A 14625-nucleotide genomic window follows, 5' to 3' on the forward strand; every position below is an offset into this window, starting at 1 on the left:
TTACTTTCGAAGGGGTGAATACTTGTGATAATTAACAAAGTAGAAATATGTGGCGTTAATACTTCAAAACTCCCTATACTTAAAGAAAAAGAAAAAAAGCAACTTTTTTTACAAATGAAAGCTGGAGATAAGAACGCAAGAGAAACATTTATAAAGGGAAATTTGAGATTAGTACTTAGTGTTATTCAACGGTTTAATAATAGAGGAGAAAATATCGATGACTTATTCCAAGTGGGCTGCATAGGCTTAATGAAATCAATAGATAATTTTGATTTGTCTCAAAATGTTAAATTTTCAACTTATGCAGTTCCTATGATAATTGGGGAAATTAGAAGATACCTAAGAGATAATAATTCTATTAGGGTAAGTAGATCTTTAAGAGATATAGCTTATAAAGCTCTTATTATGAGAGAAAAATTTATAAAAGACAATAATAAAGAGCCTACTATATCTCAAATTGCAAAAGAACTTGAATTGCCAAGAGAAGAAGTTGTATTTGCGTTAGATGCAATACAAGATCCAGTATCATTATATGAGCCAATTTATCATGATGGAGGAGATGCCATATATGTAATGGATCAAATAAGTGACGCTAAAGATACAGATGAGCATTGGCTTGAAAACATCTCTATAAAAGAAGCAATGAAGAAACTTACTGATAGAGAGAAACTTATATTAAATTTAAGATTTTTCAATGGAAGAACTCAAATGGAAGTTGCAGATGAAATTGGAATTTCCCAAGCACAAGTTTCAAGATTAGAAAAAACAGCACTAAAGCATATGAGAAAACACGTATAAGAATGAGAGTTTAATAATATTATAATGGTGGGGGATAATTATGGAACTTGAATTACATTCACTCAATGCTATGAGAAGTATGGAAGTTATAGATATATTAACAGGAACTAAAATCGGGTTTATAAAAGATTTTAAAATAGACTGCGATGAAAATAAAATAGTTGCGTTAATATTACCAGGAGAAATAAAATCATGGTTTGCAAAAGAAGATGAAAAAGAGATTTTGTGGAGCGATATAGTAAAAATAGGAACAGATGTTATATTGGTGAAGGCAAAAGATAAAGATAAAGTAAATGCAAACAATGTATAGCCATATTTCAAAAATATAGTTATAATAAGTATAGGTTTTGATATACGAAAGCAAAGAGGTGAATGAAAGTATGAAATGTCCATTTTGCGGATTTGAAGAAAGTAAGGTTGTTGATTCAAGGTCAACAGATGACAATACAACAATTAGAAGAAGACGAGAATGTTTAAAATGTAATAAGCGTTATACTACATATGAAAAAATAGAGGATTTTCCAATCCTAGTAATTAAAAAAGATTTAACTAGAGAAAATTTCAACAAAGAAAAAATAATTAATGGATTAATTATTGCATGTCAAAAAAGACCCATATCTAGAAAGCAAATCGAAGAAATAGCATATGATATAGAAAAAACAATATCTAATAGTATGCTCACTGAAATCCCATCAAATGAAATAGGGGAAATGGTTATGGCTAGATTGAAAGAGTTAGATGAAATATCATATGTAAGATTCGCGTCAGTTTATAGACAATTTAAGGATATAGATACTTTCCTAGAAGAAATAAAAAATCTTAGAACATAATCACATAATTAAGGATGTTGAAAAGTTTTCAATGTCCTTTTTATAATTAAAAATGTTAGATATAAGTTAAACTTCAGTTAATAAAGATGTCAAGCAGCTAATAAAATGTTAATATTAAGTAAAGAATTTAAATGAATTAAAGAGTACAATCATTTTATTCTTATAAAAAGTAGCTATGCTATATATAAGAATATTTTATGGTGGTTTTGCGACTTTTATTTATTTTCATATGCCTTATTAAAAAGTATTAATTTATTGGAGGATTAGAGTGAATACATTAGAGTTGAAAGACTTAGAAATTAAAGATGATTTTACAATAATGGAGGATAAAAATTTTGAAATTGTCTTCACAAATGCAGAAAAAGGAAGAAGTTTCAATAGAAATACAGAAGAGGGAGTTAGAGAATTAAATTCATTAAAAAAAGAATTTAATGCAGATGATATAATATATATAAAGCAAATTCATAGTGATAGAATATTAAAATATCAAGGTAATGGGAAAAATATTATTGATGAAGAGGGCGATGCAATAATAACAAACGAAAAAAATGTTATTATTGGGGTTTTTACTGCTGATTGTGTACCAATTATATTGGTAGATGAAGAAAAAGAGGTTACAGCTGCTATACACAGTGGATGGAGAGGTACTTTTGAGTCTATTACATTAAGAACAATCAATAAAATGAGAAATGAATTTGGGTCTGATGAAAGAAATATTAAGGCTTATATAGGACCACATATTAGAAAATGTTGTTATGAAGTTTCAGAAGATTTAAAGCAGAAGTTTATTGAAAAGAAAGATACAATAAATGAAAAAGAGCTATTTAATGGAAATAATCTTAACCTTGAAGCGTGCATAATAGACGATTTAAGGAAAGCTGGAATAAATGAGAGTAATATAAATAGTTTAGATTTATGTACTTATTGTAGTAGTGATATTAAATTGCATTCATACAGAAAATCTCAGGGTTCCTATGGTAGAATGTTTTCTTTTATTATTTCACGTTAAGGGGGAAGATGGAATATGGCTAATGAAAAAATTTTAATTGTAGATGATGAAGAACATATAGTTGAATTGCTACATTTCAATTTAGTTAATGCTGGGTATGAGGTTTTAAGTGCTAATAATGGTATTGATGCAGTAAAAATAGCTAAAGCTGAAAAGCCGAGCTTGTTATTGCTTGATTTAATGCTGCCAGGTATGGATGGATTTGATGTTTGTAAGGAAATAAAGAGAGATTCTGAAATGAAAAAAACATCAATAATAATGTTAACAGCTAAAGGCGAAGAACTTGATAAGATACTTGGGCTAGAACTTGGAGCTGACGATTATATAACAAAACCATTTTCCGTCAGGGAATTACTTGCAAGAGTAAAGGCAGTTTTAAGAAGAACAAGCTCATTTAATGAGGCAGAAGATGATGTTTATAATTCAGAAAATCTTAAAGTAGACTTTGAACGTCATGAGGTATATGTGAATGACAGAAAGGTTGATTTAACTTTAAAAGAATTTGAACTTTTACAAATACTAATAAAAAATAAAGGAAGAATACTCAAAAGGGAAACCTTATTAGATAAGATTTGGGGTTATGAGTATATAGGAGAAACAAGAACTGTAGATGTTCATATAAGATATCTTAGAAAGAAGATAGAAGAAGATGATAAAAATCCGAGATTTATCGAAACTATAAGAGGAGTAGGTTATAGATTTAACCCAGCTGAGTAAAAATGAAAAACAAAATATTAACTTCAGTTATTATAACAGTGCTATTTGCACTATTAATTGTAGCATCTTCTTTTATTACAATAATAAATTTAGAGCAAATTAAAAATACAAAAGAACAACTTAGAAATATAAATTCACTAATTTCTGAACTTAATGATGTTACTGATATCAGCAGAAATGATTATGAGGAATTAAAAGCATTAAATAATACAAAAATAAATAGTATAGACGTAAGGTTTACTCTTATAGATAATGATGGAGTTGTATTATATGATAATGAACAGAAAAGTGATGAAAATCATAAGGACAGAGAAGAAGTTAAGAAAGCAATGGAAACTGGTGAAGGTTATTCAAAGAGATATAGCGAGACGATTAAGTCTTATTTAATATATTATGCAACTAGGCTTAATAATAACTTTGTAATTAGAAGCTCTGTAAGTATAAATTCTGTTACAATACTGCTCAAAGAAAATATTAAGTATTGTTTAGGAATATTGCTTGTGGTTATGCCATTTTCTTTATTTTTATCATTAAGACTAGTAAAAAAAATTGTTGATCCAGTTAAAGAATTAGAAAGCGTAACTTTGAAAATGACTCATGGGGACTATAAAATAAGAGCCAATATTAGTACAAATGACGAGCTCGGAACTTTAGGAAACAGTTTCAATAATATGGCGGAACAGTTACAAATAAAGATTCGTGAAGTTATAGACAATCAAAATAAAATAGAATCAATATTAAAAAGTATGGAAAGCGGTGTTATAGCAGTGGATAATTGCAATATGGTAATTTCAATTAATCCATGTGCAGAATCATTGCTTGGCATTAAAAAAAATATTGTAGGCGAATATTTATTAGACCATATAAAGGATTATGATATAATAAAATTCTTAGAACAAGATGATGTAAATGATAAAGAAATAAAAATACGTCATCCAATAGAAAGAGATTTTAAAATTAAGAAATCAGATATGGTAGATGGAATGGAAGGAGTAGGAAAGGTTATAACTTTTCAAGACATAACTGATATAAATAGGGTAGAACTTATGAGAAGCCAGTTTGTTGCCAATGTATCTCATGAATTGAAGACTCCGTTAACATCTATAAAGGGATTTGCTGAAACTTTAAAATTTGTTAAGGATGATGAAACAAGGGAAAAATTTTTAGATATTATAGATAAAGAAGCTGAACGGTTATCAAGGCTTATAAATGATATATTGGTGTTATCTAATATTGAAAGCAATCTAGCAGTTGATATGCATGAGTTTGAACCGGGATCAGTGATTGAAGAAGTGATTAATATAATAAGAAAAACTGCTATTAATAAAAATATTAAATTAGAATTTAAAGATAACAATAATGAGAAGATCTTTGGAGATAGAGATAAATTCCATCAACTAGCTTTGAATTTAATAGAAAATGCAATAAAATACTCTAAGGATACTTCCGGAAAAGTCGAAGTGTTAAGTTATAATGAAGATAAATATTATTGCTTAAGAGTAAAGGATAATGGAATAGGAATACCTAAGGAAGATATATCAAGAATCTTCGAACGATTTTATAGAGTTGATAAATCAAGAAAAAAAGGTGGAACAGGTCTTGGTTTGGCAATTGTAAAACATATTGTTAAAATTTTTAACGGAGAGATTTATGTTAAAAGTGAGCTTGGAGTAGGAACCTGTTTTGAAGTAAAAATTCCATATTTATAACAGATAATGCGCAAAGTGGTAGAAACTTTGCGCATTTTTTAATTATTATCGAAGGTATGTTAAATTTTCTTAACATACCTCTAATATAACTTAACAATTCTCTAATAATAGATTAACTAAATGGGTATATTATAGGATATGTAATAAGAAATAATTTAACCAACATAATTTATGTCGAATTTATTGATGGAGGGAATTTATAATGAAAAAAAGAACTTTAAAGTTAGTCGTAGGGGCTTTGTTAGTGACAGTTATAGGAAGTGCAATGGTTGGGTGTGGAAGCTCATCAAATAAATCAGAAACAGGTACAAAGACTGAATCAAGCGATAAAGTAAGTGGATCTATAACTCTAAGTGGTTCATCAGCCTTACTTCCATTAATGGAACAAGCGATTGAAACATATAATAAGGAAAATCCAGATGCAGAAATTAGTGCTCAAGCAGGTGGATCAGGTACAGGTCTTACTCAAGTGCTAGATGGATCAGTAGATGTAGGAAATTCAGATATTTTCGCGGAAGAAAAATTAGATAAGGATAAAGCAAGTCAGTTAGTTGATCATAAAGTTGTAGCAGAAGGTTTTGGTGTTGCGGTAAGCAAATCACTTGGAATAGATAATTTAACATCAGCTCAAGTCAAAGATATATTCTCTGGTAAAGTAACTAACTGGAAAGAAGTTGGAGGACCTGATAAGCCAATATTATTAGTTCATAGAACAGCAGGTTCTGGTACAAGAGCAACTTTTGAAAAGGTAATTCTTGGTGGAGATAAGTCAGCAGAAAACGAATCATTAGGAGTAACTCAAGATTCAAATGGAGCAGTTTTAAGTGCAATGAAACAAAATGATGGTGCAATTAGTTATTTAGGTCTTGCATATATGAACACACAAGAAGCTAAGGATGCTATAAAAATAGTAAAACTTGACGGAGTTGCAGCTGAAAAAGCAAATATAGCTGATGGATCATATAAGTTCTGGTCATGGGGACACATGTATACTAAAGGTGAAGCAACAGGAGTGGCTAAGAGTTTTATAGATTATGTTACAAACAAAGTTGATAAGTCAGTTCTAGATAATTTAGGATTTGTTTCAGGAAGTGAAATGAAAGTAAAATAATTTCAATTAAGGGATGAGTAAAGATGGAAAAAAGAAGTTTTAAAGAAAGGCTTAAAAATGAGTATTTGGGCCAAGGCTTTGCAGGGCTATGTGGAATATTAATAATAGTGATAACAATATCAATCATAGTATTTATAGCTTCAAAAGGGATAAGAATATTCACAAAAGATGGATATAGTGTCACAGAATTTTTATTCACAAATAATTGGAAGCCAAACAAAGGTGGAGAGCCTTCCTTTGGAGCTCTCGCTTTCATCTTAGGGTCAACCTTAGTATCAGTAGGTGCAGTAATTATAAGTGCACCTATTGCTATTGCTTTGGCGATATTTGTGAATGTCATATCAAGTAAATTTGGAAAAAAGATAATTAAACCTTCATTAGAAGTATTAGTTGGAATACCTTCTGTTGTTTATGGTTGGGTTGGTATTTCTGTGTTAGTACCATTTATAAAAGGAAATTTTGGAGGAATGGGATTTTCTTTAATTGCAGGGATATTAGTTTTATCATTAATGATTTTACCAACTATAGCAACGTTATCTATAGATGCTATAAGAACAATACCTCAAGATCACATTGAGGCATCATATGGCCTTGGAGCTACAAGATGGCAGACGATTTATAGGATAATAGTTCCAGGTGCGAAATCAGGGATATTAACAGGTGTAGTACTTGGGATTGCAAGGGCCTTTGGAGAAGCGTTAGCAGTTCAAATGGTAATTGGTAACACTGTAAAAATACCTGATAGTATTACTTCCTCAATGGCAACATTAACAAGTATAATAACAATGGATATGGCTAATACTGTAGGTGGAACGCCATGGAATGATGCATTATGGACATTAGCATTAATTTTACTTGTGATTTCTTTTATATTTATAGTTATAGTAAGAGTAATTGAGAAAAGGAGTGCGGTATAATGAATGCAAAAAAAGTAGATAAAATTGCGACAGTTATATTTTATATAATAAGTATGTTCATAGTGGTTTTACTTGGTGCATTTATTTTATATATTTTATATAAAGGTGGAAGTATGTTAAAACCGTCATTCCTTTTTGGTAATCCAAAGCTTACAGGAGCAGGAGGAGGAATAGCACCGCAGTTATTTAATTCGTTTTATATGCTTGTTATTTCTTTGATTATAACAATTCCTATTGGTGTGGGAGCTGGAATTTATTTGGCAGAGTATGCTAAAGAAGGGCCTATTCTTAAATTTATAAGAATGTCTCTTGAAACAATGTCTTCACTTCCATCTATTGTTATTGGTATGTTTGGATTACTGGTTTTTGTCAATATGGCGGGGTGGGGATATTCTATACTTGCAGGTGCTTTATCTGTAAGTATATTAAATATACCTTCAATGACTAGAATTTCAGAAAATGCAATAAATACAGCGAGCAAAAGGGTTAAGGAAGCATCTTTGGGGCTTGGAGCGACTAGATGGCAAACATTAGCGAAGCTTACAGTTCCGACAGCTATGGGAGAGATATTAACGGGTATAATACTAGCGGCAGGAAGAATTTTTGGTGAGGCAGCAGCATTTTTATATACTGCGGGATTAAGTTCTAAAAATTTAAATTTCAATACTATAAGTATGACTGGGAATAGTTCAGCATTTTCACTTTTTAGACCAGCAGAAACTTTAGCTGTCCATATATGGAAGCTAAATTCAGAAGGTGCGGTGGTTGATGCAGCTCAAATAGCTAATGGAACAGCGGCTGTGCTTATAATAGCAGTTCTCTTATTCAATGTTTGTGCAAGGTTAATTGGAAATAGATTGATGAAAGCTTATAGTGGGAAGTAGGAGATAGTTATGAATATTATAGAAACAAAAGATTTATGCTTATATTATGGTGATAATCAGGCTCTTAAAGATATAAATATGTCCATAAATAAAAATGAAGTTACAGCACTAATTGGACCTTCAGGCTGCGGAAAATCAACTTTCCTAAGAACTTTAAATAGAATGAATGATTTGATTGAGATTGTAAAAATAACTGGGGAAGTTTTTTTTGAAGGTAAGGATATATATAAGGACTATGATGATATATATTTAAGAGAAAGAATCGGAATGGTATTCCAAAGACCAAATCCATTTCCAATGTCAATTTATGATAACATTGCGTATGGACCTAGAATACACGGCACAAAAAATAAGAAGATCTTAGATGAAATAGTGGAAAAAAGCTTAAGAGGAGCAGCGCTTTGGGACGAGACTAAAGATAGGCTAAAATCAAGTGCGCTTGGAATGTCAGGCGGGCAACAACAAAGATTATGTATTGCTAGAACATTGGCGGTTTCTCCAGAAGTAATTCTGATGGATGAGCCAACATCTGCATTAGATCCAATATCAACTGGAAAAATGGAAGAACTTATGGATGAATTAAAGAAAAAATATACAGTTATCATTGTAACTCATAATATGCAGCAAGCAGGAAGAATAGCTGATAAAACTGCATTCTTTTTAAATGGAGAAGTTATAGAGTACGGAAAAACAGAAGACATATTTTATAATCCAAGAGATAAGAGAACAGAAGATTATATTACAGGTAGATTTGGCTAAAAGGGGGAAATGATAATTATGACAAGGGGATCGCAGGATGCAAGAGTAAAAAATATAAATAGAGAGTTGTTAAAAATGTCTAGTCTAGTTGAAAAGCAAATATATGAGAGTTTGCTAAGTTTAAAAAAATATGATCTAGAAAAGGCTGAGCAAGTTATTAAGAATGATGATATTGTTGATGACATGCAAAAAATGATAGAAGAGGAATGTATCAAATTTATAGCAACTGAACAGCCGCTTGCAACAGATTTAAGGAGAGTATTTACAGCATCTAAGATAGTGACAGATTTAGAGAGAATGGCAGACTATGCAGTAGATATATGCAAGATAACAAAGAGGATTGGGAAAAAGATTAGCTCATTTGAAAAAGGTTCGGAAGAATTATGGGAGATGGATGATAAAGTAAGAGCCATGATAAGAGCGTCTGTAGACTCATATATTAATGAAGATGAGGAAATGGCATATAAGGTTTGTGAAAAGGATGATGAAATAGATGCATTCTATAAATCTTTATTCTCTACTTTGATTAATTCAATAAAAGTAGATGAAAATCTGCTTCAAGAAGGAACTCAATTACTATTTGCAATAAAATACCTAGAGAGAATAGGAGATCATGTAACTAATATATGTGAATGGACTATTTTTTCAAAAACAGGTTCCTATGTTGATTTAAATGAATAAGATGTATGAGTATTATAAAGTGTCCTTAATTTATTGAGGACATTTTTATCATTTGATCATGAATTTCTTGACTTAGGTATTATATTAATGTAATATGAAAAAAATAAATTGAAAGCATAAAGTAAATATATTATATAATAAAGTGATTCATAGCAGTTAATCTGAAATTTAATAAGAATCTAGTTAAGGATTATTTTTTTATATGTAACTAAGGTGTAATTAGGTGTAAACGATAAATTTAAGTATGAAGGGGTAATGGAAGAATGACAAGAGGATCACAAGATGCTAAAGTAAAAAATATAAATAGGCAACTAGTAATTATGGCAGACTTGGTAGAGAAGCAAATATATGAAAGTATGCTGTGCTTAAAGAATTGTGACGTAGAAGTAGCAGATAAAATTATTAAGGCTGATGATAAAGTTGATGAATTACAAAAAATAATTGAAGAACAGTGTATTAAATTTATTGCATCAGAGCAGCCTTTGGCAACAGATTTGAGAAGGGTATTCACTGTTTCGAAAATAGTGACAGATTTAGAAAGAATAGCAGATTATGCAGTGGATATTTGTAAAATAACAAAAAGAATTGGTAAAAATGTTAATTCTCTTAAAAAGGTCTCAGAGGATTTATGGGATATGGAAAGAAAAGCAAGATATATGATAAAGGCATCTATAGATTCTCACGTTAATGATGATGATGAAATGGCATATAGAATTTGCAAAAAAGATGATGAGATAGATACTATATATAGATCGCTGTTTGCTTCTTTTATTAAAGCAATAAAAAAAGATGAAAGCTTACTTCAAGAAGGAACTCAATTGTTATTTGTAATAAAGTATTTGGAAAGAATAGGAGATCACGTAACTAATATATGTGAATGGACGATTTTTTCAAAAACGGGAGCTTATGTTGATTTAAATGAATAGAGATATATAAATGTAGGAAAATGTTCTTTTTATTAAGAACATTTTTTATTCTCTAGGAAATTATATTGTTGGATAATCTGTGGATAACTTATAAGAAAGGCTGATTTAGAAGGTTGGCTTTTAAAAGAGAATAAAAAAGAAAATATATTCGCCTGCATAAAATGTTCTTATATGCAGCATAGCTGCCATTTCTGATGTGCAGATTTTTCTCACATGCGTTCGAAAAGGCAGATGCGTAAAAAAATCTCCGGCTCCACAGTCGCCTGGGATTTTGTTCTTTCAATTGTTTAAATATGTTTTAACAATATGAATTGTTGACTTAACTAAGGGTTTAATGTAATATAACAAAGATAAGAATGTTATAATAAGGGGTGAAAAAATGAAAAATATTATAACAAAAGTAACCTCTAATGGAATTGCAGAGGAAGTCGGGATAGAAGAAAATGATATATTATTATCTATTAATGATAAGAAAATAAATGATATTATAGATTATAAGTTTTTGTCTGCGGATGAAGAAATTGTGTTAGAGATAGAAAAACCTAGTGGTGAGATATGGGAAATTGAAATTGAAAAAGAGTATGGTGAAGACATAGGAATAGAATTTGGTGGAGGCATCATGGATAAGGCAAAATCATGCAGTAATAAATGTATATTTTGTTTTATTGATCAGCTGCCTAAGGGAATGAGAGAAACATTATACTTTAAAGATGATGATTCAAGATTGTCATTTTTACAAGGAAATTTCGTGACATTAACAAATATGAAAGATGAGGACATTGATAGGATAATAAAATATCATATAAGTCCAATTAATATTTCTGTACATACAACTAATCCAGATCTAAGGGTTGAAATGCTAAATAACAGATTTGCAGGCAATGTTCTTGAAAGAATGCAAAGACTGGCTGATGCTGGTATCACAATGAATGCACAAATAGTTTGTGTTCCAGGAATAAATAATGGAAATGAACTTAAACGAACAATTGAAGATTTATATAAACTTTATCCAGAAGTTTCAGATGTAGCAGTAGTTCCTATAGGTATTACTAAGTTTAGGCAAGGACTTAAACATGTTAATACGTATACAAAAGAGCAATCTATTGAAGAAATCAATAATATTAAGGAATTGCAAGATATATATATTAAAGAAACTGGCAAGCCATTTGTAAGATTATCTGATGAATTTTATTTAGTAGCAGGTAAAGAGATTCCAAATGAGGAATTTTATGATGATTATCATCAAATAGAAGATGGTATAGGAATGGTTAGATGCTTTAGGGATGCAATAGATAGCACTTTAGATGATTTAAGTTCAAATATGAAAGGAAGCTTTTCAATTGTTACAGGAGCGTTGGCTTATGATGAATTGTTAGAAGCTAGCAATAAAATAAAGGAAAGAAATCCTAATATACAGCTTGATGTTTATAAGATAATAAATAATTATTTTGGAGAAACAATTACTGTAGCAGGACTTTTAACTGGAACTGATATAATAAATCAGATGAAGGGAATAATAAATACTAAGTATTTAATAATGTCTAATAACATGTTTAGGAAAGGCTATGAATTATCTGATTCTAACGAGCAGATAATGCTGGATGATATTAAAATTAAAGATATTGAATCAGCTTTAGATGTTAAGGTGATAGTAGTCGACTATACAGGTGAAGATTTAATAGAAAAACTTAATGAGGCATGTGAAGAAAAATAAAATAGCGTGATAGCTTGTTATTTTTGAGTATGTCTAGATATAAAGAGGAGGAATTTTAATGGGTAAACCGATAGTTGCCATAGTTGGAAGACCAAATGTTGGAAAATCAACTTTGTTTAATAGATTGGCAGGAAAAAGAATTTCAATAGTACAGGATACACCAGGAGTTACAAGAGACAGAGTGTATGCAGAAGCAGAGTGGTTAAATTATAATTTTACCATGATAGATACAGGTGGTATTGAACCAGAAAATAATGATATTATTATAAAACAAATGAGAAGACAAGCGAATATTGCAATTGAGACAGCTGATGTAATAGTATTTATAGTCGACGGTAAAGAAGGATTAACAGCTGCAGATAATGAAGTGGCTACTATGCTTAGAAAGAGCAAAAAACCAGTAGTTTTAGTTGTTAATAAAGTTGACAATTTAAAAGATGAAAATAATGCTTATGAATTCTATAATTTAGGAATAGGTGATCCTATAACAATATCAGCAGGTCAAGGATTAGGTCTTGGTGATATGCTTGATGAAGTGGTTAAGCATTTTGACAAATCTATTTATGATGAAGAAGAGGATGAATATATTAGAATAGCAATGATTGGTAAGCCTAATGTAGGTAAATCTTCTTTAATTAATAAGTTATTAGGTGAGGAAAGAGTAATAGTTTCTGATGTACCTGGTACTACAAGAGATGCAATAGATAGTTACTTAGAAACAGAAGAAGGTAAGTTCATATTAATAGATACAGCTGGTCTTAGAAGAAAGAGCAAGGTAAAAGAAGAAATTGAAAGATATAGTGTTGTAAGAACTTATGCAGCAATTGAAAGAGCAGATGTGTGTATACTTATGATTGATGCAACAGAAGGAATTACAGAACAAGATGAAAAAATAATAGGTTATGCTCATGAATTGAGAAAAGCTATTATGGTTATTGTTAATAAATGGGATTTGGTTGAGAAGGATGATAAAACTTTAGATAATTTTAAAAAGGATCTACAATCAAATTTAAAGTTCTTAAGTTATGCTGAATACCTATTTATATCTGCACTAACAGGTCAAAGAACTAATAAAGTACTTAAGTTAGCAAGATATTGCTATGATAACTACAATAAGAGAATTTCAACAGGTATATTAAATGAGGTCATAAGCAAAGCTGTACTTATGAAGGAACCGCCTATTGTTGGAATTAAGAGAATGAAAATTTACTACGCGACTCAAGTTGCAACTAAACCACCTAAATTTGTGTTCTTTATAAATGATGAAAGTGCAAGACACTTCTCATATGAAAGATATTTAGAAAATCAATTGAGAGATAGTTTTGATTTCAAAGGAACTGGAATACAAATTGAATACAGACAAAGAAAGGAATAGTTATGAGTAAAATTACTTTTTTAGGAGGAGGAAGCTTTGGAAGTGCCTTAGCTGTTTTACTTGCAGAAAAAAATAATGTTGTTAATATATACGATAGAGATAAGAATGTTGTTAATGAAATAAACATTAAGAGAACAAACGAAAAGTATATGAAAGATTTTGCAATTCCTAAAGGAGTAACTGCATTTAATAGTATTGAAGAAGCAATAGATGGTGCTGATTATATAGTTTTATCAGTACCTTCCCATGTAATTAGAAGTATGTGTATAGCTATTAAAGGGAAAATCCCTAGAGATATTCCAATAATATCTATTGCAAAAGGTATTGAGGAAGATACAGATAAAAGATTATCAGTTGTAATTGAGGAAGAATTAGATAATCCAGTTGTAGTTTTATCAGGACCAAGCCATGCTGAAGAAGTTGTAATGAAGATACCAACTACAATAGTTAGTACATCTAAAGAAATGAAATTTGCAACTGATATTCAAGATTTATTTATGACACCATATTTTAGAGTCTATACTAATGACGATATAATAGGAGTAGAAGTTGGTGGCGCTGTGAAGAATGTAATTGCGTTAGCTGCAGGAGTTATAGATGGTCTTGGGTATGGAGACAATACAAAAGCTGCACTTTTAACTAGGGGGATGAAGGAAATCTCTAGAGTTGGGATAGCACTTGGTGGAAGAGCGGAAACTTTTTACGGATTAACTGGTATGGGAGATTTAATAGTTACTTGTACATCTATGCATTCTAGAAATAGAAGAGCTGGTTTACTGATAGGTAAAGGTATGTCTCTTGAAGATGCTTTAAAAGAAGTAGGAATGGTTGTTGAAGGAGTAAAAGCTTGTAGAGCCTTTTATCAACTGAAGGAAAGAATAGGTATATCAATGCCTATAACAGATGGGCTCTATAAAGGATTATTTGAAGGAAAGAATGCTAAGTCTATTATTGATGAACTCATGAATAGAGACAAAAAGAGTGAATTATTTTAATATTTATAGCATTGAAATTATAAGTATACTTTAGGAATTTATATTCAAGTTATTTGTACCAGCTATACAAAAAAGAGTAATTTTTTGTATAGCTGGTTTTGTATTTTCAAATGTTAGTAAATTATAGTTTGATTAAATCCATCCGTAGGTTTGAACATGTTGGCTACTATTTTTTTATTCTTTTTTGATTATGCCTAATG

General features: G+C 30.3%; 15 protein-coding genes. All 15 read left to right on the forward strand.

Annotated elements, in window-relative coordinates:
• Nucleotides 1-24 precede the first annotated feature (24 nt).
• Nucleotides 25-798 carry an RNA polymerase sporulation sigma factor SigG gene (sigG, locus tag PZA12_RS06235; RefSeq protein ID WP_103698099.1) on the forward strand — a complete coding sequence of 258 codons (774 nt, stop codon included), beginning with the start codon at nucleotides 25-27 and terminating at the stop codon, nucleotides 796-798.
• A 40-nt stretch (nucleotides 799-838) separates the two neighbouring features.
• Complete coding sequence (locus PZA12_RS06240) at nucleotides 839-1108, forward strand: YlmC/YmxH family sporulation protein (protein WP_041894905.1); 270 nt, start codon at nucleotides 839-841, stop codon at nucleotides 1106-1108.
• 70 nt (nucleotides 1109-1178) lie between these two features.
• Entirely contained in the window at nucleotides 1179-1628 is a 450-nt protein-coding gene (gene nrdR / locus PZA12_RS06245) for a transcriptional regulator NrdR (protein WP_011968463.1), read from the forward strand.
• A 268-nt stretch (nucleotides 1629-1896) separates the two neighbouring features.
• Complete coding sequence (gene pgeF / locus PZA12_RS06250; protein ID WP_103698100.1) at nucleotides 1897-2637, forward strand: peptidoglycan editing factor PgeF; 741 nt, start codon at nucleotides 1897-1899, stop codon at nucleotides 2635-2637.
• A gap of 15 nt (nucleotides 2638-2652) precedes the next feature.
• Nucleotides 2653-3354 (forward strand): winged helix-turn-helix domain-containing protein, encoded by a 702-nt coding sequence (locus tag PZA12_RS06255; protein WP_011968465.1) that lies wholly within the window; start codon nucleotides 2653-2655, stop codon nucleotides 3352-3354.
• A 2-nt stretch (nucleotides 3355-3356) separates the two neighbouring features.
• Nucleotides 3357-5063, forward strand: coding sequence for a sensor histidine kinase (locus tag PZA12_RS06260; protein WP_078114839.1), 1707 nt, complete (start codon nucleotides 3357-3359; stop codon nucleotides 5061-5063).
• A gap of 202 nt (nucleotides 5064-5265) precedes the next feature.
• Nucleotides 5266-6174 (forward strand): phosphate ABC transporter substrate-binding protein, encoded by a 909-nt coding sequence (locus PZA12_RS06265; protein WP_103698101.1) that lies wholly within the window; start codon nucleotides 5266-5268, stop codon nucleotides 6172-6174.
• A 23-nt stretch (nucleotides 6175-6197) separates the two neighbouring features.
• On the forward strand, nucleotides 6198-7091 hold the full coding sequence (gene pstC / locus PZA12_RS06270) for a phosphate ABC transporter permease subunit PstC (protein ID WP_103698102.1): 894 nt from the start codon (nucleotides 6198-6200) through the stop codon (nucleotides 7089-7091).
• Nucleotides 7091-7975 (forward strand): phosphate ABC transporter permease PstA, encoded by an 885-nt coding sequence (gene pstA / locus PZA12_RS06275; protein WP_103698103.1) that lies wholly within the window; start codon nucleotides 7091-7093, stop codon nucleotides 7973-7975. The genes pstC and pstA overlap by 1 nt, the downstream gene beginning before the upstream one ends.
• A 9-nt stretch (nucleotides 7976-7984) precedes the next feature.
• The gene (gene pstB / locus PZA12_RS06280; protein WP_077844587.1) at nucleotides 7985-8734 is read left to right on the forward strand and encodes a phosphate ABC transporter ATP-binding protein PstB; all 750 of its coding nucleotides are present in this window, start codon (nucleotides 7985-7987) and stop codon (nucleotides 8732-8734) included.
• Nucleotides 8735-8752: 18 nt separating this feature from the next.
• Nucleotides 8753-9415: a phosphate signaling complex protein PhoU gene (phoU, locus tag PZA12_RS06285; RefSeq protein ID WP_077844586.1), complete on the forward strand. Its 663-nt coding sequence runs from the start codon at nucleotides 8753-8755 to the stop codon at nucleotides 9413-9415.
• Between the two features lie 263 nt (nucleotides 9416-9678).
• Entirely contained in the window at nucleotides 9679-10341 is a 663-nt protein-coding gene (phoU, locus tag PZA12_RS06290) for a phosphate signaling complex protein PhoU (RefSeq protein WP_077844585.1), read from the forward strand.
• Between the two features lie 379 nt (nucleotides 10342-10720).
• Nucleotides 10721-12055 (forward strand): DUF512 domain-containing protein, encoded by a 1335-nt coding sequence (locus tag PZA12_RS06295; RefSeq protein WP_103698104.1) that lies wholly within the window; start codon nucleotides 10721-10723, stop codon nucleotides 12053-12055.
• Nucleotides 12056-12113: 58 nt separating this feature from the next.
• Nucleotides 12114-13430: a ribosome biogenesis GTPase Der gene (gene der / locus PZA12_RS06300; protein ID WP_023973348.1), complete on the forward strand. Its 1317-nt coding sequence runs from the start codon at nucleotides 12114-12116 to the stop codon at nucleotides 13428-13430.
• Nucleotides 13431-13432: 2 nt separating this feature from the next.
• On the forward strand, nucleotides 13433-14425 hold the full coding sequence (locus PZA12_RS06305) for an NAD(P)H-dependent glycerol-3-phosphate dehydrogenase (RefSeq protein ID WP_023973347.1): 993 nt from the start codon (nucleotides 13433-13435) through the stop codon (nucleotides 14423-14425).
• Nucleotides 14426-14625 lie beyond the last annotated feature (200 nt).

Source organism: Clostridium beijerinckii (assembly GCF_036699995.1).
GTDB classification, from domain to species: domain Bacteria; phylum Bacillota; class Clostridia; order Clostridiales; family Clostridiaceae; genus Clostridium; species Clostridium helianthi.

Bases quoted from the DNA above. Each gene is read 5' to 3' on its own strand.
- phoU (WP_077844585.1), top strand. From the start codon at position 9,679: ATGACAAGAGGATCACAAGATGCTAAAGTAAAAAATATAAATAGGCAA.
- phoU (WP_077844586.1), top strand. From the start codon at position 8,753: ATGACAAGGGGATCGCAGGATGCAAGAGTAAAAAATATAAATAGAGAG.
- PZA12_RS06255 (WP_011968465.1), top strand. From the start codon at position 2,653: ATGGCTAATGAAAAAATTTTAATTGTAGATGATGAAGAACATATAGTT.
- nrdR (WP_011968463.1), top strand. From the start codon at position 1,179: ATGAAATGTCCATTTTGCGGATTTGAAGAAAGTAAGGTTGTTGATTCA.
- pstC (WP_103698102.1), top strand. From the start codon at position 6,198: ATGGAAAAAAGAAGTTTTAAAGAAAGGCTTAAAAATGAGTATTTGGGC.
- pstA (WP_103698103.1), top strand. From the start codon at position 7,091: ATGAATGCAAAAAAAGTAGATAAAATTGCGACAGTTATATTTTATATA.
- PZA12_RS06305 (WP_023973347.1), top strand. From the start codon at position 13,433: ATGAGTAAAATTACTTTTTTAGGAGGAGGAAGCTTTGGAAGTGCCTTA.
- PZA12_RS06260 (WP_078114839.1), top strand. From the start codon at position 3,357: ATGAAAAACAAAATATTAACTTCAGTTATTATAACAGTGCTATTTGCA.
- PZA12_RS06240 (WP_041894905.1), top strand. From the start codon at position 839: ATGGAACTTGAATTACATTCACTCAATGCTATGAGAAGTATGGAAGTT.
- pstB (WP_077844587.1), top strand. From the start codon at position 7,985: ATGAATATTATAGAAACAAAAGATTTATGCTTATATTATGGTGATAAT.
- PZA12_RS06295 (WP_103698104.1), top strand. From the start codon at position 10,721: ATGAAAAATATTATAACAAAAGTAACCTCTAATGGAATTGCAGAGGAA.
- der (WP_023973348.1), top strand. From the start codon at position 12,114: ATGGGTAAACCGATAGTTGCCATAGTTGGAAGACCAAATGTTGGAAAA.
- PZA12_RS06265 (WP_103698101.1), top strand. From the start codon at position 5,266: ATGAAAAAAAGAACTTTAAAGTTAGTCGTAGGGGCTTTGTTAGTGACA.